The 22,348-nt window shown below is 64.8% G+C and carries 23 protein-coding genes; 15 read left to right on the forward strand and 8 right to left on the reverse strand.

Annotated features, from left to right (window positions below; genetic code table 11):
• Positions 1–224: 224 nt before the first annotated feature.
• Positions 225–1,562 carry an MFS transporter gene (locus tag ACN9M1_RS24105; RefSeq protein ID WP_426399384.1) on the reverse strand — a complete coding sequence of 446 codons (1,338 nt, stop codon included), beginning with the start codon at positions 1,560–1,562 and terminating at the stop codon, positions 225–227.
• Between the two features lie 182 nt (positions 1,563–1,744).
• Between ACN9M1_RS24105 and ACN9M1_RS24110 the strand changes: the two genes are divergently transcribed.
• The gene (locus ACN9M1_RS24110) at positions 1,745–2,350 is read left to right on the forward strand and encodes a J domain-containing protein (protein WP_426399385.1); all 606 of its coding nucleotides are present in this window, start codon (positions 1,745–1,747) and stop codon (positions 2,348–2,350) included.
• 17 nt (positions 2,351–2,367) lie between these two features.
• Here the strand turns inward: ACN9M1_RS24110 and ACN9M1_RS24115 are convergent, their stop codons facing one another.
• A complete protein-coding gene (locus ACN9M1_RS24115) occupies positions 2,368–3,273 on the reverse strand; it encodes a LysR substrate-binding domain-containing protein (RefSeq protein ID WP_426399386.1) in 906 nt (301 codons plus the stop codon).
• A 168-nt stretch (positions 3,274–3,441) separates the two neighbouring features.
• Between ACN9M1_RS24115 and mdcA the strand changes: the two genes are divergently transcribed.
• The 9 genes from mdcA to mdcH all read left to right on the forward strand — a co-directional run bounded on the left by mdcA (position 3,442) and on the right by mdcH (position 11,110).
• On the forward strand, positions 3,442–5,130 hold the full coding sequence (mdcA, locus tag ACN9M1_RS24120; protein ID WP_426399387.1) for a malonate decarboxylase subunit alpha: 1,689 nt from the start codon (positions 3,442–3,444) through the stop codon (positions 5,128–5,130).
• Positions 5,130–6,056, forward strand: coding sequence for a triphosphoribosyl-dephospho-CoA synthase (locus ACN9M1_RS24125; protein ID WP_426399388.1), 927 nt, complete (start codon positions 5,130–5,132; stop codon positions 6,054–6,056). Before mdcA ends, ACN9M1_RS24125 begins: the two co-directional genes overlap by 1 nt.
• The gene (locus ACN9M1_RS24130) at positions 6,043–6,342 is read left to right on the forward strand and encodes a malonate decarboxylase subunit delta (RefSeq protein ID WP_426399389.1); all 300 of its coding nucleotides are present in this window, start codon (positions 6,043–6,045) and stop codon (positions 6,340–6,342) included. The genes ACN9M1_RS24125 and ACN9M1_RS24130 overlap by 14 nt, the downstream gene beginning before the upstream one ends.
• Before the next feature lie 9 nt (positions 6,343–6,351).
• Positions 6,352–7,209: a biotin-independent malonate decarboxylase subunit beta gene (locus ACN9M1_RS24135; RefSeq protein WP_426399390.1), complete on the forward strand. Its 858-nt coding sequence runs from the start codon at positions 6,352–6,354 to the stop codon at positions 7,207–7,209.
• Positions 7,206–8,042 carry a biotin-independent malonate decarboxylase subunit gamma gene (gene mdcE / locus ACN9M1_RS24140; RefSeq protein WP_426399391.1) on the forward strand — a complete coding sequence of 279 codons (837 nt, stop codon included), beginning with the start codon at positions 7,206–7,208 and terminating at the stop codon, positions 8,040–8,042. The genes ACN9M1_RS24135 and mdcE overlap by 4 nt, the downstream gene beginning before the upstream one ends.
• Positions 8,043–8,362: 320 nt before the next feature.
• Positions 8,363–8,770: a malonate transporter subunit MadL gene (madL, locus tag ACN9M1_RS24145; protein WP_426399392.1), complete on the forward strand. Its 408-nt coding sequence runs from the start codon at positions 8,363–8,365 to the stop codon at positions 8,768–8,770.
• Positions 8,771–8,781: 11 nt separating this feature from the next.
• Positions 8,782–9,546 (forward strand): malonate transporter subunit MadM, encoded by a 765-nt coding sequence (gene madM / locus ACN9M1_RS24150; protein WP_426399393.1) that lies wholly within the window; start codon positions 8,782–8,784, stop codon positions 9,544–9,546.
• A complete protein-coding gene (locus tag ACN9M1_RS24155) occupies positions 9,543–10,178 on the forward strand; it encodes a malonate decarboxylase holo-ACP synthase (protein ID WP_426399394.1) in 636 nt (211 codons plus the stop codon). The genes madM and ACN9M1_RS24155 overlap by 4 nt, the downstream gene beginning before the upstream one ends.
• Positions 10,175–11,110 carry a malonate decarboxylase subunit epsilon gene (gene mdcH / locus ACN9M1_RS24160; RefSeq protein ID WP_426399395.1) on the forward strand — a complete coding sequence of 312 codons (936 nt, stop codon included), beginning with the start codon at positions 10,175–10,177 and terminating at the stop codon, positions 11,108–11,110. The genes ACN9M1_RS24155 and mdcH overlap by 4 nt, the downstream gene beginning before the upstream one ends.
• A gap of 58 nt (positions 11,111–11,168) precedes the next feature.
• Here mdcH and ACN9M1_RS24165 read toward each other — a convergent pair whose 3' ends face one another.
• Positions 11,169–12,764 carry a peptide chain release factor 3 gene (locus ACN9M1_RS24165; protein WP_426399396.1) on the reverse strand — a complete coding sequence of 532 codons (1,596 nt, stop codon included), beginning with the start codon at positions 12,762–12,764 and terminating at the stop codon, positions 11,169–11,171.
• A 368-nt stretch (positions 12,765–13,132) separates the two neighbouring features.
• Between ACN9M1_RS24165 and ACN9M1_RS24170 the strand changes: the two genes are divergently transcribed.
• Together ACN9M1_RS24170 and ACN9M1_RS24175 are read left to right on the forward strand one after the other, a co-directional pair.
• On the forward strand, positions 13,133–13,360 hold the full coding sequence (locus tag ACN9M1_RS24170) for a hypothetical protein (protein WP_426399397.1): 228 nt from the start codon (positions 13,133–13,135) through the stop codon (positions 13,358–13,360).
• A gap of 130 nt (positions 13,361–13,490) precedes the next feature.
• On the forward strand, positions 13,491–13,805 hold the full coding sequence (locus ACN9M1_RS24175) for a hypothetical protein (RefSeq protein WP_426399398.1): 315 nt from the start codon (positions 13,491–13,493) through the stop codon (positions 13,803–13,805).
• Between the two features lie 18 nt (positions 13,806–13,823).
• On the opposite strand, the gene ACN9M1_RS24180 is transcribed toward ACN9M1_RS24175, so the two are convergent.
• The 4 genes from ACN9M1_RS24180 to ACN9M1_RS24195 form a co-directional block, all read right to left on the reverse strand.
• Entirely contained in the window at positions 13,824–14,795 is a 972-nt protein-coding gene (locus ACN9M1_RS24180) for a YihY/virulence factor BrkB family protein (protein ID WP_426399399.1), read from the reverse strand.
• Positions 14,796–14,891: 96 nt separating this feature from the next.
• Positions 14,892–15,197: a hypothetical protein gene (locus ACN9M1_RS24185; protein WP_426399400.1), complete on the reverse strand. Its 306-nt coding sequence runs from the start codon at positions 15,195–15,197 to the stop codon at positions 14,892–14,894.
• A gap of 72 nt (positions 15,198–15,269) precedes the next feature.
• On the reverse strand, positions 15,270–15,437 hold the full coding sequence (locus ACN9M1_RS24190) for a DUF1328 domain-containing protein (RefSeq protein WP_426399401.1): 168 nt from the start codon (positions 15,435–15,437) through the stop codon (positions 15,270–15,272).
• Between the two features lie 99 nt (positions 15,438–15,536).
• The gene (locus ACN9M1_RS24195; RefSeq protein ID WP_426399402.1) at positions 15,537–16,931 is read right to left on the reverse strand and encodes a sigma-54-dependent transcriptional regulator; all 1,395 of its coding nucleotides are present in this window, start codon (positions 16,929–16,931) and stop codon (positions 15,537–15,539) included.
• Between the two features lie 573 nt (positions 16,932–17,504).
• Here ACN9M1_RS24195 and ACN9M1_RS24200 point away from each other — a divergent pair.
• Complete coding sequence (locus ACN9M1_RS24200; protein WP_426399403.1) at positions 17,505–18,647, forward strand: sigma-54 interaction domain-containing protein; 1,143 nt, start codon at positions 17,505–17,507, stop codon at positions 18,645–18,647.
• A gap of 205 nt (positions 18,648–18,852) precedes the next feature.
• Here the strand turns inward: ACN9M1_RS24200 and ACN9M1_RS24205 are convergent, their stop codons facing one another.
• A complete protein-coding gene (locus tag ACN9M1_RS24205; RefSeq protein ID WP_426399404.1) occupies positions 18,853–19,251 on the reverse strand; it encodes a hypothetical protein in 399 nt (132 codons plus the stop codon).
• Positions 19,252–19,619: 368 nt separating this feature from the next.
• On the opposite strand from ACN9M1_RS24205, the gene ACN9M1_RS24210 reads away from it, so the two are divergent.
• Positions 19,620–21,119 (forward strand): RNA polymerase factor sigma-54, encoded by a 1,500-nt coding sequence (locus ACN9M1_RS24210; RefSeq protein ID WP_426399405.1) that lies wholly within the window; start codon positions 19,620–19,622, stop codon positions 21,117–21,119.
• A gap of 22 nt (positions 21,120–21,141) precedes the next feature.
• On the forward strand, positions 21,142–22,341 hold the full coding sequence (locus ACN9M1_RS24215) for a glycosyltransferase family 4 protein (protein ID WP_426399406.1): 1,200 nt from the start codon (positions 21,142–21,144) through the stop codon (positions 22,339–22,341).
• Positions 22,342–22,348: the final 7 nt, after the last annotated feature.

Consider the following 22,348-nt stretch of genomic DNA (forward strand, 5'->3'; position numbering starts at 1 on the left):
AGACGACGTAGCGTTTAGTACGGACGGGCAGGCAACCGCGATACCAGGGAACTGGTAGTCGTCGGCGTCAGGCGATGTGACGGCAGGCTACGGGCACTTGATTCACCAATTGAAGTTGGGGTGGAACAGAATTGAGCGCGGAGCTTAGTGGGGTGCGCAAGCATTGTCAATTGCGGGCGGGCAACAGGTACATCATGCACAGCGCTTCCTTGTCGGGCAGCGCTCTAGGTCGGCTCGGTTTCCTGAACCCCACTCCGCACCTCAGCATCGACCTCCGAATTCGGCTCACCATCCCGAGTCGCAATCAACGCCTTCGGTGCCATCGCGATCAACGGCAGGATCAGCGCATACACCACGGTGGTCGCCACCACGCAGTACGCAAACCCGTACGTTGGGCTGCTGTTGTAGATGTGCGAGCCCAGGAGATCCCCCGCGCGCGCGGAGAGCGCGAGCACGCCATCCACCAGCATCATCAACGTACCCTGCAAGCCGGGCGGGCAAGACCGCATGGCGAGGTCAAAGTACGCGGCCGTTGCCACGCCGCCCATCAGCCCGATGGGCGCAGCCAACACGAGCGCTAGGTCGGCCGAGTGAATGAAGGCCAACGGCACCATCTGCGGCACGGCGATGATCGTTCCCCACCACAGCAGCTTGTTCAGCGCCACACGCTTGCACAGCACGCCATACAGCAGGAACGTTGGGATGAATGCGGCAGCGAAGATCCCGTTGTAGTACGAATAAACGGAATCGGAAGCATGCAGCGTATTCGTGAGATAGAACTGCAGCGGCGTGGCCGCGCCTGGCGCGAAGTTCCACAAAAAACAGATGAGCACCGCGGGGTAGACGGCCCGGTGCTTCACCAGCCGCCGGACATTCGCCATGAAATCTGTACTCCGGGCCTGCGGCGCCTCATACGCTTGGCCGAACACGGAAACCGGCTTCCATAGCGAAAGCAGTGCCACCAGTAACGCGAGTGCCGCCGCTAGAAAAAACGCCTGTCGCGGGGCGAGATGATCGGAGATGTATCCAGAGGCAAAGGCACTTGCCACAACGGGGAGCGTGCTGACCACGTTCAGCAGTGCGCTCAGCCGCCCCGACATGCGCTTCTCCTGGCCCACCAGTGCGATCAAGCCCTGATACGCCGCGGCAACAAATCGGGACGACAGCATGGCCAGCAGCATCCCGACCATCAACGCCGGGTACGAGAACCCCGACAGCGCCATCCCGATGAGCGCCAACGCAGTGGTTGGCGCGAACAACAGAAAGAAGCCGCGATCGCGCAATCCCAGCGGATTCCATTGGTCACGCGCCAGGCCAAACACAAAAGCGAGGTACACCGGGATGCCCGTCACCAACCGAAACATCGCGATCTGCGCCGCCGTGGCATGCAACTGGTTCTTGAGCAGATACGACGTTTGGATATCCACTAGGTAACCGGCCGGTGTCGCCAGCGTGATGAACAGCGTCAGGCAACCGAAGTACAGCAGCGTCTGGTCGCGGCCTGTGGAACCACCGTGCCGACAGGCGACTGCTTTAGAAAAGCCGGATGACTTCGTTGCCACGGCACGCACCCCCAAGGGTGACAACTCCATGGCAGCATGCGCTGCGCAGCGACGTGGGGTCAACACGACTCATTCGAAGAGATGAGCGCCTGCGCCGTCGATACATCCACACGGACCATCAGCCATCGGGCGCCTACAACCCCATGCTAGGATGGCCCCTCCCCCGGCAGCCGCCCCCTCCCATGACGACCATCTACGCGACCCTCGGCTTACAGCCGGACGCGACCTTGGACGAAATCAAGCGCGCCTACCGCCGCGCCGCGATGAAGTGGCACCCCGACCGCAACCCCGGCCGCGAAGCCGAAGCGTATGCGGCGTTCCAGGAAATCCGCGAGGCCTACGCCATCCTCTCCGACGCTGAACAGCGCCGCGTCTACGACGAAGTCTTCGCGCAGGAAATGCAGCGCTGGCAAGCCGAACGCGAAGCGCAAGAAGCCCAGGAGCGCGAGGCGCAACGCGAACGTGAGCGCATCGCGCAAGAGCACTACGAGAAGATGGTCGCCATCGCCATGCGCTTTGCGGACGACGGCCATAACCGCGACACGTTGTTCGGCGTGCTGCTCGGTCGGGATTGCGAGACGGAGTTGGCGGCACGCATCGCAGACAGCGTGTGGGCGATGCAGGAAGCGCGGCGGGCGAGTGTGTCCGCCGCAGACGCGCCTGACACCGAGGCGACCGCAACCCCCGACGAAGCGTTGGAGTCAAAGGCTAACGAAGCGACGCCACCCCATCGGCATGCCAGCGCGTTCGAGTCGTTCTGGCAGGGGCTGTTTGGCTTGCGGCAATAGCAGTCGGAGATTGCAGCTCACCGCGCGCCCAACAACCGACACTCCGCCGACAGCGCCAACAGATTCGGATCCCGCTCCCGATTGCGTTGCATCACCAGCACGATGTGCTGGCTGACCGCATAGCGCGCGGCCAGCGGAATCAGCTGCACCTTGGGGCTGAAATCCGCCACGCGTCGCGGCAGCAGCGCATAGCCGATGCCGCCGCTCACCAGGTTCATGAGCGAGAAGATGTCCCCCACGCGCAGCGCAATCTGCGGCGCAAAGCCGGCCTTGTCGAAGGCGGCCATGAAGTCGTGATACGTGGCGAAGTCATCGCCGAGTGCGACGAATTTTTCGGTACGCACGATCTGTAGATCGATCTCCGCCGATGCGGCATACGGTGAGTTGAGCGGTGCGGCAAAGAGAATCTCGTCGTCGAACATCGGCACCGTCAGCAGATCGGGATTGCGCAGCGGCTCGCCCAGCGCGATGACGATGGCGTCGAGCTGGCCGTCTTCCAGCTTGGCCAGCAGGCTGCGGTTCGAGCCCAGCGTGAGTTCGATGTCGAGTGCTGAGCGGCGCGTCTTCAGCCCGGCAAAGATGCGCGGCAACGTGCCCACCGTCATCGAATAGAGTCCGCCGATCTTCAGCGTGGTGGATGAGAACCCCGCCGCTTCGCGCGTGCGGCGCACACCCGCTTCGCATTCGGCCAGGATCCGTTCGACGTGCTCGGCAAACACATAGGCGGTGGACAGCGGAATCAGCTTGCGCCCGTCGCGCTTGAAGAGCGGGCAGCGCAGCCCTTCTTCCAACGAATGCAGCGCGCGGTGCACGCTCACCGTGCTCTGCCCGAGCGCCTCTGACACGCGCGCCATGTTGCCCAGCGTCATGAAGGACTGGAAGACCTCCAGCTTCTTCAATGTGATGTCTTCATCAATTGCCATGGTCCTGTCTCCGCCGGGCGTGGGCTTGCTGCGCAGCACTTTGCCGTGATTTGCCCATTGTTTCATTAACTTCAGGTTAATGAAATCGCGCCTAGGTTGATTGAAGTGTGCCTTTTTCCGGCATACGGTACAGGTCACCAAAATCAATCAAGGCTGGAGACGCCACCCATGCAACCGATGTCATCCCAATCGGCCAACGGAGCCCACGCGGCCATCCCGCCCCAGTGGCGCAAGCGGCGCGACGAGAAAGAACGCCGCCTGGCCGCGGCCTGCCGCATCGCCAACGGCAAGGTCATCCCCACCGGCGATATCGTCGCCGCGCTCGAAGCGCTGCTCGCCCCGGGCGACCGCGTCGTGCTGGAGGGCAACAACCAGAAGCAGGCGGATTTCCTGTCGCGCTCGCTGGCCAAGGTGAACCCCCAGCGGCTGCACGATCTGCACATGATCATGCCGAGCGTGAGCCGCGCCGAACACCTGGATATTTTTGAAGCCGGCATCGCGCACAAGCTCGACTTCTCGTTTGCGGGGCCGCAGAGCCTGCGCATCAGTCAGCTGCTAGCCGACGGGCTGCTGGAAGTCGGCGCCATCCACACCTACATCGAGCTGTATGCGCGGCTGGTGGTGGATCTCATCCCCAACGTGTCGCTGGTGGCCGGTTTCAAGGCCGACCGCCAGGGCAACATCTACACCGGCCCCAGCACGGAAGACACGCCCGCGCTGGTCGAGCCAGCCGCCTTCTCCGACGGCATCGTCATCGTGCAGGTCAACGAGATCGTGGATGATCCGGCGGACCTGCCGCGCGTCGACATTCCCGGTTCGTGGGTCGACTTCATCGTGCAGGCCGACAAGCCGTTCTACATCGAGCCGCTGTTCACGCGCGACCCGCGCCTCATCAAACCCGTGCACGTGCTGATGGCGATGATGGCCATTCGCGGCATCTACCAGCGGCACAACGTGCAGTCGCTCAACCATGGCATCGGCTTCAACACGGCAGCCATTGAACTGATCCTGCCGACGTACGGCGAGCGCCTGGGCCTCAAGGGCAAGATCTGCCGCAACTGGACGCTCAACCCGCACCCGACGCTGATCCCCGCCATTGAATCGGGCTGGGTGGAAAGCGTGCACTGCTTTGGCACGGAACTCGGCATGGAGCGCTACGTGGCCGCTCGCCCCGATGTGTTCTTCACCGGCCGCGACGGCTCGCTGCGTTCGAACCGCATGCTGTGCCAATTGGCTGGCCAATACGCGGTGGACCTCTTCATCGGTGCGACGCTGCAGGTGGATGGCGATGGGCATTCGTCCACCGTCACGCGCGGTCGACTCGCCGGCTTTGGCGGTGCGCCCAACATGGGCCACGACCCGCGCGGCCGCCGTCACGCCACGCCCGCGTGGCTCGACATGACCGAGCCCGTGACGATGCTCGAGCGCGGCAAGAAGCTCGTCGTGCAGATGGTCGAAACGTTCCAGGAAGGCGGCAAACCGACCTTCGTCGACACGCTGGATGCGGTGTCGGTCGCCAAGCAAAGCGGCATGCCGCTCGCGCCGATCATGATCTACGGCGACGACGTCACCCACCTTCTGACCGAAGACGGGATTGCGTACCTCTACAAGGCACGCTCGCTGGAAGAGCGACGCACGATGATTGCGGCGGTCGCGGGCGTCACCTCCATCGGCCTGCGCCACGATCCATCGAAGACCGAGCAGATGCGCCGCGACGGCCTGATCGCCCTGCCCGAAGACCTCGACGTGCGACGCGGCGATGCGAGCCGAGAACTGCTCGCCGCCAAGAGCATCGCCGACCTGGTCGAATGGTCCGGCGGCCTGTACGACCCGCCCGCACGCTTCCGGAGCTGGTAATGGAAAAGACCCTGAACCGGCCCCTGCCCGCCAGCCCGAAAGCGCGTGCGAAGCGATTGGGCGCGCTGGTGGAATCCGCCCTCATCGACGAGGTAACGCTGTCGCCCAAACCCGGTCTCGTGGATGTGCGTGGCAACGGCGCGCATCACGACCTCGATTGGACGCTGATGGTGCACTCGGCCCAGACCCTGCGACCGGCATTTGAAGCGATGGCGCTGGCTGGCGCACAGATTGACTCGCCGTTGGCGCTGCGCGAACGCATTGGTCGCCTGGGCCGCGAAGGCGAGGCAGCCATGCTCGATGCCACCGGCGGCATCAACACGCACCGTGGTGCCATCTGGGCGCTCGGCCTGCTGGTAACGGCTGCCGCGCAGGCGCCGCATGCATTGGGCGCGGCCGCTGTTGCAAGCCGTGCTGCACGCCTCGCCAACATCCCCGATCGCTTCGCACCCGTCTCCACCGGGCACAAGGGCGAACGCGCGTGCAACGACTACGGCGTCGGCGGGGCAAAGGGCCAAGCTTGCGCAGGCTTTCCGCACGCAATCAAGGTGGCATTGCCTGCGCTGCACCAAGCACGCGCGGCGGGCCTGCGCGAAGACCACGCACGGGTGGACGCCTTGCTCGCCATCATGGCCACGCTGGACGACACCTGCGTGCTCGCACGCGGCGGTGCTGATGCATTGCGCGCCGTGCAGAGCGGTGCGGCTACGGTACGCGCGGAAGGCGGCTTAGCAACGCCGCAGGGCCGCCGCGCCTTCCGCCTGCTCGAACAAGACATGCTGGCACTGCACGTGTCACCTGGCGGCGCTGCCGATCTGCTGGCCGCCACGCTGTTCCTCGACCGCCTGCCCGCGCATGTACACGAACATGCGCACGCATCCGACATCGCATCCGCTCATCAGGAAACCGAACATGGAGCATCTTGATTTCCAATTCACCGGCGGCGCACCCGCTGGACGCCGCGCGTATGCCGGCGTGGTCGGCTCGGGCGACCTGGAAGTGCTGCTGACCCCCGGCAACGCCGGCCAGATTGACGTGGCCATCACCACCTCCGTCAACGGCATGAGCGCGACGTGGCAGGCACAGCTTGCGCGCGTGTTCGGCTCACATCCGTGGCCGGCGGCCAAGATCACCATCAACGACTTCGGCGCGACACCGGCCGTGGTGCGGTTGCGGCTTGAGCAAGCGCTTGAAGCGCTCCAGCAATCGTAAGGAGAGGCCATGTCACGCAACCCGATTGAACGCGACAGCTTTATCGAACGCGATGCACGCCGCCGTGCCATCGCCCTGTTCGACCCCGGCACCTTCCGTGAACTGCTTGATCCGTTCGAGCAATTGACATCACCATGGCTGCCGCGCCAGGGCATCGTCACGCAGGCCGACGATGGCGTGGTCGTCGCACGCGGCACGCTGGGCGGGCAACCCGCCGTCGTGCTCGCCATTGAAGGCGCCTTCCAGGGCGGCAGCATGGGCGAGGTGTCCGGCGCCAAGATTGCCGGCGCGCTGGAGCTGGCGGCGGAAGACAACCGCAACGGCATTCCCACCCGCGCTGTGATCGTCTTCGAGACGGGCGGAGTGCGGCTGCAGGAGGCCAACCTTGGCCTCGCCGCCATTGCGGAGATCCATGCAGGTATCCGTGCGCTGCGTGCGTACGGCCCGGTGATCGGCATCACGGCAGGCATAGTCGGCTGCTTTGGCGGCATGAGCATCGCTGCCGGCCTGTGCAGCTACCTGCTGATGACGCGCGAAGCACGCCTGGGCCTCAACGGCCCACAGGTGATCGAACAGGAGGCCGGCATTGAGGAATACGACTCGCGCGATCGCCCCTTCATCTGGAGCCTGACCGGCGGCGAACAACGCGCTGCCACGGGTCTGGCCGATGTCTGCATCGAAGACGATTCCGTCGCCATCCGTGCGCAAGTCATCGAATGGCTGCGCGCCGGCGCACCCAAGCACCAGCGCAGCGAACAGATCGACCTGTACCTCGATCGCCTCGCCGCCGTCGACACCACGCGCCAAGTCACCGCCGAAGATGTGCGCACGCTCTACGGAACGCACGCAGCAAAGGATCGAGCATGAGCCAGACCCCACTTTCCACGCGCGGCACCACCTGGATGCGCGCGCTTGCCAATGGCACGCCGGTTGCCGGTTACGGCAGCACCCTGCAAGTCGTGGATGGCACCCTCGCCGGCCAAGCCGCGCGCTATATCGCCGTCGTGCCCGATGCAGAAAACCGCTTCCCCCGCGCACGCAATGGTGAAGTCGGCCTGGTCGAAGGCTGGCAACTCGCACGTGCCGTGCGCGATGTCATGGCAGCAGACGCCAGTAGCGAGCAGAAGCGCGCCATCGTCGCCGTCATCGATGTCGCCAGCCAAGCCTATGGGCGCCGCGAGGAAGCCTATGGCATCCACCTCGCGCTGGCCGCTGCCGCTGATGCCTACGCCGCCGCACGACTCGCCGGCCACCCGGTGATCGGCCTGATCGTCGGTCGCGCCATGTCGGGCGCATTGCTCGCACACGGCTACCAAGCCAACCGCCTGATCGCACTCGACGACGCGGAAGTGATGGTGCATGCCATGGGCAAGGCAGCAGCAGCACGCGTCACGCTGCGCTCGGTGGCCGACCTCGAACGCCTCGCGCAGGAGATCCCCCCCATGGCCTACGACATCGCCAGCTTTGCATCGCTCGGCCTGCTGTGGAAGCTGCTGAAGATCAAATCGGCAGACACCCCCGAAGCCAGCGACATCGACACCGTACAGACCGCACTCGCAGCAGCACTGGCCGACATCGAAGCCGATCCGTCGCGCGGTTTGGAGAGCCGACTCGGCGCACCATTGCGCCAAGCCTCATCGCAAGTGCGCGAACGCCTGCGCGCGCAATGGAACGCCCAAGCAGAGGAGGCGAGCACATAGAGAAATGCCATCTGGGCGCCAAGCCACGCACCAGACGGTGTGGCCGTACCCTGCCCTAGATGGCGCCTTGAATTTCTGTTGCAGGGAGGAAAAAGAAGGGAGGCCTGTTTGAGCGCAGCGAGTTTGCCTCCCTTCCCTCCCTGCGACAGAAATTCAAGGGATGGGTCGCCATCTCGGGCGCGCCTTTCTTTGCTTACTTTCTTTGGCAAGACAAAGAAAGTGAGTCGCCCCCGGCAGGGGGTGAAACAGAGATGCACCACCAACAAAAAACCAGACGGCAAAAAAACGCCGCAAGTTCAACAAAAACAGGAGACAAAACCATGATCATCTACGGCACAACCCTGCTGGCGCTATGCCACATAGCCGGCCTCTTCCTGGGCGATTTACTCGGCCAGGCCATCGGCGTCAAAGCAAACGTAGGCGGTGTCGGCATCGCCATGCTGCTACTGATCTTCGCGCGCCTCTACCTGCATAAACGCGGCCTGATGCCCGCCACCACCGAGGCAGGCGTCTCCTTCTGGGGCGCGATGTACATCCCCGTGGTGGTGGCGATGGCCGCCACGCAGAACGTGGTGACCGCCATGCGCGGCGGTCCCGTCGCACTGCTCGGCGCAATTGGTGCGGTGGTGGTGTGCGGCATCTGCATCGCCCTCATCAACCGCACCGGCAGCGCAGAAGACCGGCAACCCCTGCCGCCGCTGTCCGAAACTGAACAAGCCAGCGCCTGAGGAGACCCACCATGTTGTCAATGTTCGAAAAAGTACTGCAGCACAACGGGTTGGTCGCCGCATTCGCGCTGGTCGGCATCGTCATGGGTATGTCGATGTGGCTGTCGAAAAAGCTCACCTTCGGGCGTGTGCACGGCTCAGCCATCGCCATCATGATCGGGCTGGTGCTGGCCTACTGGGGCGGCATGCAGACCGGCGGTGAACGCGGCCTGGCAGACCTGAAGCTCTTCGGCGGCATCGGCCTGATGGGCGGCGCCATGCTGCGCGATTTCGCCATCGTCGCGACTGCGTTCGAGGTGCAGGTCACCGAGGCACGCAAGGCTGGCCTGATCGGTGCCATCTCGCTGTTGCTGGGGACGGTGCTGCCGTTCATCGTCGGGGCATCTGTTGCGCACGCCTTCGGTTATACCGATGCGGTGAGCATGACCACCATCGGCGCGGGCGCCGTCACGTACATCGTCGGTCCGGTGACGGGCGCGGCGCTGGGTGCCAGTTCGGATGTGATGGCGCTGTCGATTGCCACGGGGCTCGTCAAGGCGATCCTTGTGATGGTCGGCACACCGTTCGCGGCGAAGGCACTGGGCCTGAACAACCCGCGCGCCGCGATGGTGTTCGGCGGGCTGGCGGGTACCGTCAGCGGCGTATCGGCAGGGCTGGCCGCTACAGATCGCCGCCTGGTGCCGTACGGCGCGCTGGTGGCCACGTTCCACACGGGCCTGGGTTGTCTGCTCGGGCCATCGATCCTGTTCCTGGCAACGCAGGCACTGGTGCGATGACACATCCGATGCTGCGCGCGCACGATCTGCTGTGGGTGTCGGACATACCCACAGCGGCGGGCGACGCACCGCTGCCGGATTGGGCGATCACCGCTTGCCTGCAAGGCGCGCCGGTCGTCGTGCGCCGGGCACCGCGCGGGCCGGATGGATCGATTCCGGTTGGCCTGCGCGGCAGCGCACGCAACGAGCGCTGTGCAGCCAGTGTCCCCGCCAGCGCCATCACGCGCGCAGTCACGCCGGAAGCCCTGGCGGCCAACGTCATGGACATCGCGCCCGACACACCCCTGGCAGCACTCCGCACGCTGCGCGCGTTGGCGCCCGCGCTCAACGCACTGGGCTGGGCGTGGGGCCCGACCGGCGGCGCAGGCTTTGCGATTGCCAGCGGCCTGCCCGTGCTGCACCCGGAGAGCGATCTCGATCTCGTCATCCGCATGCCGCAGGCCCCATCGACCGAGCAACGCGATCACCTCGCGCACCTATTGAACGAAACCGAATGCCGCGTCGACCTGCAGATCGATACCGGCCACGGCGGCTTCGCACTGCGCGAGTGGCTCACCTCGCCACGCCAGACGATGCTCAAGACCGATCACGGCCCTCGCCTTGTTGCCGATCCTTGGAGCGCGTGCGCATGAGCATCCTGTTCATGTTTCCTGGTCAGGGCAGCCAGCGCGTCGGCATGCTGCATGCGCTACCGACAGATGCGGCAGCGGCGCAAACCCTGGACGAAGCGGGCGATGTGCTCGGCATCGATCCGCTCACGCTGGACACAGCAGACGCGCTGCGCTCCACCGTTGCCGTGCAACTCAGCCTGCTGATTGCGAGCGTGGCCGTGGCGCGAACGCTCGTTCAGCAGGACGCAGCGCCCGACATGGTGACCGGCTTGTCGATCGGCGCATGGCCCGCAGCCGTGATGGCGGGTGTGCTCGATTTCAGCGACGCACTGCGGCTCGTCCGCCTGCGCGCGCAGCTCATGGAAGACGCCTACCCGAGCGGTTACGGCATGGTGGCCATTGTCGGGTTGGGCGAGCCGGAGGTCAGCGGCATCGTCGCGCATGTCAACGCTGCAACAACGCCGGCCTATGTCGCCAACCTGAATGCCGAGCGGCAGATCGTCGTGGCCGGCAACGATGCGGCGCTCGCGCAGGTCGCGGCGCGCGCGCAAGCCGAGGGCGCATCAAAGACAACACGGCTGTGCATGCCGGTGCCATCGCACTGTCCATTGCTCAACGCGCAGGCCGCCGAGCTGGCCGCTGCCGCTGCAAAAGTCACCCCACACACGCCGCAGATCACCTACGTGAGCAGCAGCCGCGCGCGGGCGCTCTTCCGCGCTAACGTCATCGTCGAAGATCTGGCCTGGAACATGGCGCGGCCGGTGCTATGGCATGACACGCTGCGGCATGCGTTGGAACGCGGCGCGCGCATGGCGGTGGAAGTGCCCGGCGGCGGCGCATTGGCACGGCTGGCGCAAGGCGTGTTTGCGGACGATGCAGTGCTGGACGCGGGCAAAGGGTTGGATGCGGTGCGGGTGCGGATACAGCGTCAGCGGCGCTCAGCCGAGCAATAGCACAAAAGAAAAACGGGGCACTCGGCCCCGTTTCTTTTTGTCCATCGCTCTCAGACGATCAAACGATTTCCCGCGTTTCCATGAACTGGATGTCCGGAAAACGCTCCTGCGTCAGCCGTAGGTTCACGTTGCTCGGCGCCAGGTAGACGTAGTCACCAGCGCCATCGAGCGCCACGTTGTGGCCGGCCTTGTCGATCAGCTTGTCGATGTCTTCCGGCTTGCCCTTGAGCCAGCGGGCGGTGGCGCATTCGTGCGGTTCGAAAATGGCGTCGACGCCGTATTCGTGCTCCAGTCGGTGCGCGACCACGTCGAATTGCAGGATACCCACCGCGCCCAGCACCAGATCATTCGATGCGATGGGGCGGAACACCTGCGTGGCGCCTTCTTCGGCCAGTTGCTGCAGCCCCTTCTGCAGCTGCTTCAGGCGCAACGGGTTGTTCAGACGCGCGCGGCGGAAAAACTCCGGCGCAAACGACGGAATGCCCGTGAACTTGAGCGTCTCGCCTTCGGTAAACGCGTCGCCCAGGCGGATCGTGCCGTGGTTGGGCACGCCGATGATGTCGCCGGCAAACGCCTCTTCCGTGGTGTTGCGGTCCTGCGCCATGAAGGTGATGGCGTTGTTGATGGCCACCGTCTTGCCGGTCGACACCTGCAGCAGCTTCATGCCGCGCTCGAAGCGGCCCGAGCACACACGCACGAAGGCGATGCGGTCACGGTGCTTCGGGTCCATGTTGGCCTGGATCTTGAAGACGAAGCCGGTGAACTTCTCTTCCATCGGCTTGACTTCGCGCGTCTCGGTGGGGCGCGCGAGCGGCTCCGGCGATTGGTCGACCAGAGCGTCCAGCAACGACTGCACGCCGAAGTTGTTCACCGCCGAGCCGAAGTACACCGGACACTGCTTGCCGGCGAGGAACGCTTCTTTGTCGAACGTGTGCGAGGCACCGCGCACGAGTTCAATGTCGATGCGCAACTCTTCTGCCTGCGAGCCCAGCACGCGATCCAGCTCGGGGTTGTCCAAACCTTGGATCAAACCGGCCGTCGCGCCCTTCTCGCTGTCGGCGTTCGGGTCGAACAATTGCACCGTGTCGTTCACGAGGTGATACACGCCCTTGAACGATTTGCCCATGCCAATCGGCCACGTCATCGGCGCGCACTGGATCTGCAGCACGCTTTCGATTTCGTCGAGCAGTTCGATGGGCGCGCGGCCCTCGCGGTCGAGCTTGTTGATGAACGTGAGGATGGGCGTGCTGCGCAGGCGGCAGACGTTGAGCAGCTTGATGGTCTGCGCTTCCACACCGTTGACGGAGTCGATCACCATCACTGCCGAGTCAACGGCCGTAAGCGTGCGGTACGTGTCTTCCGAGAAGTCTTCGTGGCCCGGGGTGTCGAGCAGGTTGACGATGTAGTCGCCGCCGTCATTCTGGTACGGAAACTGCATCACTGAAGACGTCACGGAGATGCCGCGCTGCTTTTCCATCTCCATCCAGTCGGAGGTGGCATGGCGGTTGGCCTTGCGTGCGCGCACGGCGCCGGCCATCTGGATGGCGCCGCCGAACCACAGCAGTTTTTCCGTGAGGGTGGTCTTACCCGCATCCGGGTGGGCAATGATGGCGAACGTCCGGCGGCGCCGGATCTCCTGTTGCAGCGTACTCACGGGCAAAAACCGAAAGGGAGGGTGAACAATGCGGATGGATGCGCACTGGCGGTGTGCGCTGGCCGGCGGGGGTCATCCTGACGGCCTAAGGGGCGCCCGAAGGGCTGTCAACCCAGGGCAGCCGAGATTGTACGCGATCGGCGTCCTTGCTTAGGATCAACTGACCCGACCCGCAAGCAGGGGAAACTCCCTAGGAACCGTCGCCCGGATGGGGGAGACCAACCCATGTCGGAATGCTCCGACAACCCTTTCGGAAACGGTGTTATCGAAGTTGTCATGAAGCTCCCGTATTGTGGAGGCCGTCGTGAAGGCACCGATGTCCGGTGCAATCGATGTGGAAAGAAGTGAAGAAGCAAGGAGTGCAAATCGTGCGTAGTCGAACCCCTGTCGATCCCGCGGTGCAACGCATTCTGGAAACCACCCGCAAGGCGTGGCAACTGGATGCGGAAAGCGTGCGTGCGGCGCGTCAGCAGCGTGCCGCCGACCGCCGCAAACGGATCAAAGCCCTGCCGCAGGACAGCCTGCAGGCACTCGCTGCACTCGCCCTGCAAGCGGAAATCTGGGCAGCGCGCAAAACCGTGGTGACGGTTGGCTAGTCGGATCGTTCCTCACCGTGTCGAGGGCCACAATCGTGGCCCTTTTCTTTTGGGCGGGATGGGCGGAGTGCGGTGGGGCATGGCGGTTGCTTATCAGTGGGCGATGCTTACCTCATCCACGGAGGCCCGCATGACTGAACTGACCCCCAAGCCGCCCACCAACAACGGCACGAATGGCGCCAACGGCGCGACCGTCACCACGCTGCATCCGCAGATCGATCACACCGCCCAGCGCGTGAAAGATGCGACCGCCGAGGGCATCGATCGGCTGGCCGGCGTCATTTCCACCGCGCTCACCCAGTTTGACCGGCGCACAGAACAGCTCAAAACCTTGCACGCGAACGTGTCGGAGCAGGCCAGCGGCTCGGTGCGTCAGCACCCGGTGTTGACCATCGGACTGGCCTTCGTGGCCGGGATGCTGCTGGAACAGTTGACGCGGGACTAAGCCAAACGGCAGCAATGGCTAGCGGCCCTGCCTTGCGCCCTGGGCAGCGTTAGCCGCCAAGGCCGGGTTCAGCAGGGCCGCCTGCGCGGCTGGCCCGGCGGCCTCGTTCTGGCGGCTGCCGAACAGCAACGCGTATTGGCGCGTGACAAGCGCGCCGAAAAAGAAGATCTGCGCGGAGTAGTAGATCCACAGCATCAGCGCCACCACTGAGCCGGCCGCGCCATACGACGAGGCGACGGCGCTGCTGCCCAGATACAGGCCGATCAATCGCTTGCCCAATGAAAACAGCAGCGCCGTCACGGCCGCACCCAAGGCAACATCGCGCCAGGCGACGCGCGTCTCGGGCAGCATCTTGAAAATGGTGCCAAACAACAGCGCCACCACGGCAAAGGAAAACGCCGACGAAATGGCCTCCGCCACCGGCGCAAAGAACCCGGCGCCAGCCCACAGCTCGCCCCAAAAGCGCTCCACCACCGCCAGCGCCGCGTTGATGATGAGCGACACGAGCAGCAAGAACGCCAGCACCAGAATCAGGCTGAACGACAAGAGGCGCGAACGCAGCAGCCCCCACAAACCCGGCTGCTGACGCGTTGGCACATCCCACAGCTCATCCAGGCTGTCCTTCAGTTCAGAGAACGCCGTGGTGGCGCCTACCACCAGCAGCACCACCGCCGTGGCCGCAGCAAACAAGCCGTGGCCAGACCGCTTGGTGGCGGCCAGCACGGTTTCCACCGCAGCCGCACCCTGCGCGCCGACCAATCCCTCGATCTGCCCGAAGATTTCGCCGCGCGCGGCCTGTTCGCCAAAAAAGAGCCCGGCGATGGAAATCACCAGCACCAGCACGGGCGCCATCGAAAACAGCGTGTAGAATGACAGCGCCGCCCCTTTGCTGGCAGCGCGATGCACAGACCACTGCCGCACGGCACCCATCAGCACCTGGGCGGCGCGCTTGAGCACATCTCGGTTGATCAGGAAAGCAGCCAGGCGCATGGGGTTCCCTTGAAGAAGCGGGCGCGGGCAACAACCACAGGGCGCCCGCGCCGCCTTCGAGCGTAGCCAGCCTGACGGGCAGGCGCAACCCGGCGCTCAATCGTCGCGGCCACCCAGCAACCGGCTCAGCAGAAAGCCGGCGCCGAACGCCAAGCCAATCGTGGCCAGCGGGTGCGTGCGCACGCAATCCACGGCGTCCGCCATGAACTGCTGCTGCGACGCACGCCATTGGTCGCGCTTGGCGGCGGCCTCGTCGAGTGCGGTGGCAGCCGCGTCGGCGGTGCGGTCGATGGCCTGGGCGGCAGTCGCCTTCGCGCGTTGGGCGGCTTGCGCCACGTCATCGCGGATCAGGTTGCCGTTGCCATCGGATTTCGGGAACGGGTTGGTTTGCGACGGTTCCATCGGCTAGCGCTCCTGTGGGGTGGAAGGGTGTCAGAAGTGTCGGGGCATCGGGAAAAACGAGAACGAGCGACGTCATCCTCGCCCCGCCACCAGGCCCCAGATGAGGCTGACGACGAACAACACCACGAAGATCATGAACAGAATCTTGGCAATGCTGGCTGCGCCCGCGGCAATGCCGCCGAAGCCGAGCACTGCCGCAATCACGGCAATGATGAAAAAGATGACTGCATAGCGCAGCATGGCGACCTCCTGTGCGGTAGGGTGGGCTTGCCGCCGTGAGGCGGTTACCCCACGGTCAGCAAGCGGCGTACCGCAGCAGGTCGTGTCGCGCCGATGTGCCTATGCCTCGGTGGTATGCGTGCGATCGGAGCCTGTGTCGTCGTCACCGCCGCCATCGCTGCTGTATTCCTCAAGGCGGTTGTACAGCGTCTTCAGGCTGATGCCGAGCAGTTCTGCGGCGCGTTTCTTCACGCCGCCACACTGTTCGAGTGTGGCCAGGATGATCTTCTTGTCGGCGCTGGCGAGGGAGGTGCCGACCGGAATCGTCAGCGACGAGCTCGAGCTGGTCTGCGTGCTCGATACCTGCAGCGGCACGTTGGCCGTGTCGATACCGGCGTCGTCCGACAGGATGTACGCGCGCTGCACATAGTTGCGCAGCTCGCGCACGTTGCCGGGCCAGTTGTAGGCGCGCAGCGTTTCCATGGCCGGGGGCAGGAAGGCCTTCTTGGTGTTGTTCTGTGCGTTGAGCTGGTCGAGAAAATGCTGCGCTAGCAACTCGATATCCTTGCCGCGCTCGCGCAGCGGCGGCAGTTGCAGCGGAAACACATTCAGGCGGTGATACAAGTCCGCCCGCAGCTTGCCGTCGGCGACGGCCTCTTCGGGGTCGCGGTTGGTGGCGGCAATCACGCGCACATCGGAATCGATCTCGCGGTTGGTGCCCACGCGCATGAATACGCCGGTTTCCAGCACGCGCAGCAGCTTCACCTGCAACTCGATCGGCATCTCGGTAATTTCATCGAGGAACAGCGTGCCGCCATTCGCGCGCTCGAAGTAGCCCTTGTGCTGGCGGTCGGCGCCGGTAAAGCTGCCACGCTCGTGGCCGAACATTTCCGATTCGATCAGGTTGGGCGAGATGGCGCCGCAGTTGACCGGCAAAAAGGGTTGTTTGCGGCGCAAGCTCAGATCGTGGATGGTCTGCGCAGCCAGTTCCTTGCCGGTGCCGGATTCGCCGATGAGCAGCACCGTCGCCTCGGTGGGTGCCACGCGGCTGACCTGGTCATACAGCGTCTGCATGGGCTGCGAGTTACCCAGCATCTGCCCGAACAGGCCAAGGCGGCGCAACTCGCCACGCAGGTTGCCGATTTCGGCCTTCAGATCGCCCGGGCGCGGAATGCGCGCCAGCACCGACTTCAGCCGCTGGAAGTTGACCGGCTTGACGAGGTAATCCGCCGCGCCCATGCGCAGGGCCTCCACGGCGGTCTCCACGCTGGCGTGGCCGGTCATGACGATGATTTCGGTGCCGGAATGCGGCGCGATGTCTTCCATCAAATCCATGCCGTTGCCGTCGGGCAGGAGGAGGTCGATCAGCACTGCATCGGGGCTGTGACGCGACATCTGAATGCGCGCATCGCGCAGCGACCCGGCCAGCGCGGTGGTGAAGCCTTCGGCACCGACCAGCTCGCCAAGGGCGGCGCGTGCGTTGGCATCGTCTTCGACAATCAGGATATGTGGCATCTTGATGTGGTTGGATGAGCCGGCCGTGGCCGGCGATCAATCTCGGGCCCCATGGCGTCATATGCGCCATGGGGGTCCAAGCGGGCGGCAGGTGCAAAAAGTATTCCAACGAATACAAGCCGGCAATCGCATGGCGCAAGCCCCTCCTGTTGCCCGCTTGCCGGCACGGAGATCGGTAATTTTTACAACGGCCCGTGCAAGAAAAGACTCGGATACGTCACTCACGCTGGCGCAGCCATGGCGAGCGGGGTGTCCTCAGCATAGTTGAGACGACCAACGCTTCGCCACCCGCGCGGGCAAATGGACACGGTACGCCGCTTAGCCACCGCATATCGATGTGAAATCGGCGCCCCGCAAGCGTCTCAGGCCCGAATCTTGTCAGCGTTTGACCGACAGGATGGCCGAAACGTCAGCGCCTGCCCGACATACAACGCGCGCACGCGGCCCCGATAATGGCTCAACTTTTCAACACAATGTGACGGGATGACGACGCGCCAAGCCTTCAGGAGCCCGTACCGCTGAGCGGAGGGCGCCGCGCCCAGACATCCTGTCGTGACTGAACACGAGGGAGCCATGTCCTTGAGCGAAGCCTTCGCAGATGAGCGCGCATTGACCACCGGGCGGCTGCCCTGCCCCCCGACCCTGGCCGACGATGCCGAATTCGCTGACACCGAATTCGCCGACGCCTCCGCCAACCAGCCTGCCGCCAGCGCGGCACCCCAGACCCCAATCACCGTCGCACAGCCGGACTTCGGCCACCTCTACGGCCGTTCGCCGGTGATGCGTGCGCTGTACCACCAGATCGGCAAGGTCTCGGGCACGCTGGCCACCGTGTTGATCATGGGGGAATCGGGCACCGGCAAGGAGTTGATCGCGCGAACCGTGCACGACATGAGTCCGCGCGCGGACCAGGCCTTCATTGCCGTGAACTGCGGCGCCATCTCGCCCAACCTGATCGAGTCGGAGCTGTTCGGCCACGAGAAGGGCAGCTTTACCGGCGCGGGCCAGCGGCATACGGGCTACTTCGAACACGCCAGCGGCGGCACGATCTTTCTCGATGAAATTACCGAGATGCCGGCCGAGATGCAGGTCAAGCTGCTGCGCGTGCTGGAGACAGGCGTGTTCATGCGTGTGGGCGGCACCGAGCCGATCCAGACCCGCGCGCGCATTATTGCGGCCACCAACCGCAACCTGATGGAAGCGGTGGCCGACGGCGCCTTCCGCGAAGACCTGATGTACCGCCTGGCCGTGGTGCCGCTGCATGTGCCACCCCTGCGCGAGCGCGACGACGACATCGAGGAACTGGCCCAGCACTTTCTCGCGCAATTCAACGCGGCACACCAGACCGACAAGGTGTTCTCACGTACCGCGCTCGCTACGCTACGCAACCACGCGTGGCCCGGCAATGTGCGCGAACTGCGCAATGCCGTGCAGCGTGGCTACATCCTCGGCGAGAAGACGGTGGAGCTGGACAACCCGATGTCGCCCACACGTGGCCCCGGGCGACCGGGCGGCCCGACCGTGAAGGAAGGCGTGCTGAACCTGTCGGTGGGCGTGACGCTGGCCGATGCACAGCGCGCGATGATCCTCGCCACGCTGGAGCACTTCCACGGTGACAAGCGCCAGGCTGCCAAGACACTCGGCGTGAGCCTGAAGACGCTGTACAACCGCCTCGACCTCTACCAGAGCAACGCGGCCGCCAGCATGGCGGCCTGAATACTCCCAGGCCTTCCTTGCTCGATCCATCCGCGCTGATGTTCTAGCGCGGATGCGCCTGCGTGCGCTCGCCCGGATGCTCGTGGCGACGGCGCTCATGCGGTGCGGGTGCACGTCGACGCGGCGCGGGCTCGGTTTCTGCCCGCATGCGCGGCCCCGTTGATAGCACTCTGGTGCGCGACATCGTCATGGCAACCCTCCCGCGTTATTGACCCGACTTCGACGAACCCGGCTGCGAATTGCCGGTGGTGGTCGCAGCATCGTTGCCGCCATGTTGCACGCCGGAATGCGACATATCGCCCGCGCTGTTGGAGCCGCCCGGCGGCGTCGCCTTCTTGTGGTGGCGTGGCTTCTTGCTCTTGTGCATGGGCTTGTCGGTATCGCTGTCGCCTGTGGCCGGTGTGGCATCGCCGCCTGCCATGGGCGTATTGGCGGTACGGTCTGCCGTGGAAGACGGCGGGTCGGTGCGCTTGCCGGGGGCCTTGGTCGGGTTGCTGGACTCCTGGTTATCGAGCGGGGCGGTGGTTGTCTGCGCCATGGCCGTGCTCATGCCGAGGCTGAGAAGCGCGCTGGCAAGCGCAACGGTCAGGAAACGTGTTCGCATAGTGGTTTCTCCGTGGATGTGGATGGTGCGATGGTGGGCAACTGCGCGCCATGAAAGCGCGCCGCAACGCGTCTTCCATGCACGCATCCGCAGCAACGCATGTACCTGCGATGCCACCTTCCTCCTTCTTCCTGCTTCTTCCTATCTCGCGCATCGATACCGCACTGCAGCGCGCACGCGTGCGCCGCACTGTCATGTGCCGGCAACACGACGCATATAAAAAACGACATGACCGTGTAGAAACGGCGTGCCAGCCGCCCGTAAAGCCTTGCCGTATCTGGCTTTGCTGACATGGCACACGCTTTGCATTGCTCGAGAGACATGTCGACGCAAACGTCGACGCCCACTCACCCAAGGAGGCAAGGCGAATGGTCAAGGCCGCTCTCGAAATGCGTGCGAAGCAGCATCTCGCGCTCACGCCGCGGCTGCAGCAGTCGGTGAAGCTGCTGCAGTTGTCCGCAACCGAATTTGCGCAGGAAATGCAAGAAGCGCTCGCCAGCAACCCGTTCCTGGAAGAGGTCGAACAAGAAGGCGCGCAGGCCGAGACCGCGCGCGTGGGCGATGCGCCCCCTTCGACCGACCTGGAGGGTGCGAGCGCCGATCACACGCCCATCGACGAGGCCCCGCTAGAAACCACCACCAGCGCCATTGAAACCGACGCAACGCTCGCCGCATCGGAAGAATTTCCGGCCGACTTCGGCACCTACTACAGCCACGGTGGCACCCACCACGGCGATGGCGAAGACAGCGACATCGGCGAATGGGTGCACGCCATGCCGAGCCTGCGCGAGCACCTGCATCAGGAGTTGAGCAGCTATCGCCTGTCGGACCGCGATTGCCTGCTGGCACAGACCGTGATTGAAGCGCTGGACGATGATGGCTATCTGCGCCAGTTACTGACCGAGTTGATGCCGTTGGCACCGGTGGAACCCGCGCCGACCGAAAAGGAAATGCAAATCGCGCTGGCGCTGGTGCAAAGCCTGGACCCGCCGGGCGTGGCCGCGCGTGACTTGTCGGAATGCCTGCGCTTGCAGATCGAAGCGCGCCCGGCCGACACCGAGGCCGAAGAGCGCATCCAGGAAATTGCCCACGACATCGTCCGCAGCCACTTGCCGCGTCTGGCCAAGCGCGAGTTCACGCAGATGCGCCGCGCGCTCGGCTGTACCGAAGACGAACTGCGCGACGCGTGCGCGCTGATCCGCATGCTGGACCCGCGCCCCGGGCTGCGTTTCTCGCAAGCGCATGCGGGCTACATCGTGCCCGATGTGATCGTCGCCAAGATCAAGGGCAAGTGGATAGCGGTGACGAACCCTGCCGTTGCGCCTTGCGCGCGCATCAACAAGGTCTACGCAGAGTTGTTTGCGCAGACGCGCGGGCACCACCGCACGCCGCTGGCGCATCAACTGCAGGAAGCACGCTGGCTGATCCGCAATGCACAGCAGCGCTTCGCCACTATCCAGCGTGTGGCCGAGGCCATCGTCGCGCACCAGAAGCACTTTCTGGAATACGGCGAGGTGGCGATGAAGCCGCTGGTGCTGCGCGACGTGGCCGAAGAGCTGGGCTTGCATGAGTCCACCATCTCGCGCGCGACCGGCAACAAGTACATGGCCACGCCGCGCGGCATCTTCGAGTTCAAGTATTTCTTCTCGCGCCAGCTGGCGACCGACACGGGCGGCGCGTGTTCGGCCGCGTCGGTGCGTGCGCTGCTCAAGGAGATGATCGAAGCCGAAGATGCGGATGCGCCGCTGTCGGACGTGTCGCTCGCTAAGATGCTGGCCGAGCAAGGCGTGATCGTCGCGCGCCGCACGGTCGCCAAGTACCGTGGGTTGATGCGCATTGCGCCGGCTGAAATGCGGCGGCAAGTCTAAGCACACGCCACAAGGACCCGCCTTGCGCAAGCTCCCCATCCACGACCACGCCAACGACGCCACCAGCGCGTCGTTGCATCTGGCTGACGTGACGATGTTCTGGGCGGCCGAAAGCGGTGGCGTCAAACGCTATCTGCGGGCCAAGCACGATTTTCTGCGTTCGACGCATTGGCGGCACACGCTGGTGGTGCCGGGCACGGCAGACGATGCGACCAACGAGATCGCCGTGGTGCCGGGCGTGCCGCTACCGTTGTCGCAGGGCTATCGCATACCGTTGCGTAGCGGACCGGCTGAACAGGCACTGTGCGCGTTGCAGCCGGACCTGATTGAAGCGGGCGATCCGTATCGCTTGTCGTGGGCAGCGTTGCACGCAGGGGCGCGTTTGCACGTGCCCGTGGCGGCGTTCTGCCACTCTGATCTGCCAGCATTCTTCCGCCGCCTGGGCGGGCCACCCGCTGAGCTGGCCGCCGCAGCGTATGCGCGCAAGTTGTATCCGCACTTCGATACCGTGTTCGTACCCAGCCGCTACATCGCGCAGAAGGTAGTCGACCTGGGTGTGCAGCGCATCGAGCTGCAACCGTTGGGGGTGGATACGCGGCTCTTCCACCCGACGCGGCGCTCGCTGCGCTGGCGCGAAAAGCTCGGCCTGCCGCGCGATGCACGCGTGCTGCTGTACGTCGGCCGCTATGCACCCGAAAAGAACCTGCACGTACTGTGCGATGCCGTCGACAAACTGAACGACGGCACCACGCTCGTCACCATCGGATCCGGCCCAACACCGCCGCGCGGCAAGCACGTGCGCGCGCTGCCGTATGAAGGCGACGCGCAGCAGTTGGCCGCCGCCATGGCCAGTGCGGATGTGTTCGTTCATGCCGGCGACCAGGAAACCTTCGGCTTGGTTGCGCTGGAAGCCATGGCCAGCGGCGTGCCCGTGGTGACGTGCGCCGCCGGGGGACTTGGCGAGCTGGTCAATGACCACGTCGGCCATGCCGTGCCGCACTGCCGCGCCGACGAATTTGCGCAGGCGCTGCACGCCCTGCGGCAACACGATCCGGTGGCGCTGGCACATGCCGCGCGCCGCCATGCCATGCAGTACGACTGGCGTGTGGTGTTACCGCAGTTGCTGCGCCGCTATCTGGCACTGCTCGGCCGGCAGGCTGCCGCGCCTGCGGAAACCTCTCACGACACCCGCATGCGCCGGCGCGCTGCTCGCAACCGATAAGTTCGCA

It is taken from the genome of Ralstonia sp. R-29 (assembly GCF_049913345.1).
Taxonomy (GTDB): Bacteria; Pseudomonadota; Gammaproteobacteria; order Burkholderiales; family Burkholderiaceae; genus Ralstonia.

Coding starts and splice junctions, on each gene's coding strand:
- ACN9M1_RS24110 (WP_426399385.1), top strand. CDS start 1,745: ATGACGACCATCTACGCGACCCTCGGCTTACAGCCGGACGCGACCTTG.
- ACN9M1_RS24115 (WP_426399386.1), bottom strand. CDS start 3,273: ATGGCAATTGATGAAGACATCACATTGAAGAAGCTGGAGGTCTTCCAG.
- mdcA (WP_426399387.1), top strand. CDS start 3,442: ATGCAACCGATGTCATCCCAATCGGCCAACGGAGCCCACGCGGCCATC.
- ACN9M1_RS24125 (WP_426399388.1), top strand. CDS start 5,130: ATGGAAAAGACCCTGAACCGGCCCCTGCCCGCCAGCCCGAAAGCGCGT.
- ACN9M1_RS24130 (WP_426399389.1), top strand. CDS start 6,043: ATGGAGCATCTTGATTTCCAATTCACCGGCGGCGCACCCGCTGGACGC.
- ACN9M1_RS24135 (WP_426399390.1), top strand. CDS start 6,352: ATGTCACGCAACCCGATTGAACGCGACAGCTTTATCGAACGCGATGCA.
- mdcE (WP_426399391.1), top strand. CDS start 7,206: ATGAGCCAGACCCCACTTTCCACGCGCGGCACCACCTGGATGCGCGCG.
- madL (WP_426399392.1), top strand. CDS start 8,363: ATGATCATCTACGGCACAACCCTGCTGGCGCTATGCCACATAGCCGGC.
- madM (WP_426399393.1), top strand. CDS start 8,782: ATGTTGTCAATGTTCGAAAAAGTACTGCAGCACAACGGGTTGGTCGCC.
- ACN9M1_RS24155 (WP_426399394.1), top strand. CDS start 9,543: ATGACACATCCGATGCTGCGCGCGCACGATCTGCTGTGGGTGTCGGAC.
- mdcH (WP_426399395.1), top strand. CDS start 10,175: ATGAGCATCCTGTTCATGTTTCCTGGTCAGGGCAGCCAGCGCGTCGGC.
- ACN9M1_RS24175 (WP_426399398.1), top strand. CDS start 13,491: ATGACTGAACTGACCCCCAAGCCGCCCACCAACAACGGCACGAATGGC.
- ACN9M1_RS24180 (WP_426399399.1), bottom strand. CDS start 14,795: ATGCGCCTGGCTGCTTTCCTGATCAACCGAGATGTGCTCAAGCGCGCC.
- ACN9M1_RS24185 (WP_426399400.1), bottom strand. CDS start 15,197: ATGGAACCGTCGCAAACCAACCCGTTCCCGAAATCCGATGGCAACGGC.
- ACN9M1_RS24190 (WP_426399401.1), bottom strand. CDS start 15,437: ATGCTGCGCTATGCAGTCATCTTTTTCATCATTGCCGTGATTGCGGCA.
- ACN9M1_RS24195 (WP_426399402.1), bottom strand. CDS start 16,931: ATGCCACATATCCTGATTGTCGAAGACGATGCCAACGCACGCGCCGCC.
- ACN9M1_RS24200 (WP_426399403.1), top strand. CDS start 17,505: ATGTCCTTGAGCGAAGCCTTCGCAGATGAGCGCGCATTGACCACCGGG.
- ACN9M1_RS24205 (WP_426399404.1), bottom strand. CDS start 19,251: ATGCGAACACGTTTCCTGACCGTTGCGCTTGCCAGCGCGCTTCTCAGC.
- ACN9M1_RS24210 (WP_426399405.1), top strand. CDS start 19,620: ATGGTCAAGGCCGCTCTCGAAATGCGTGCGAAGCAGCATCTCGCGCTC.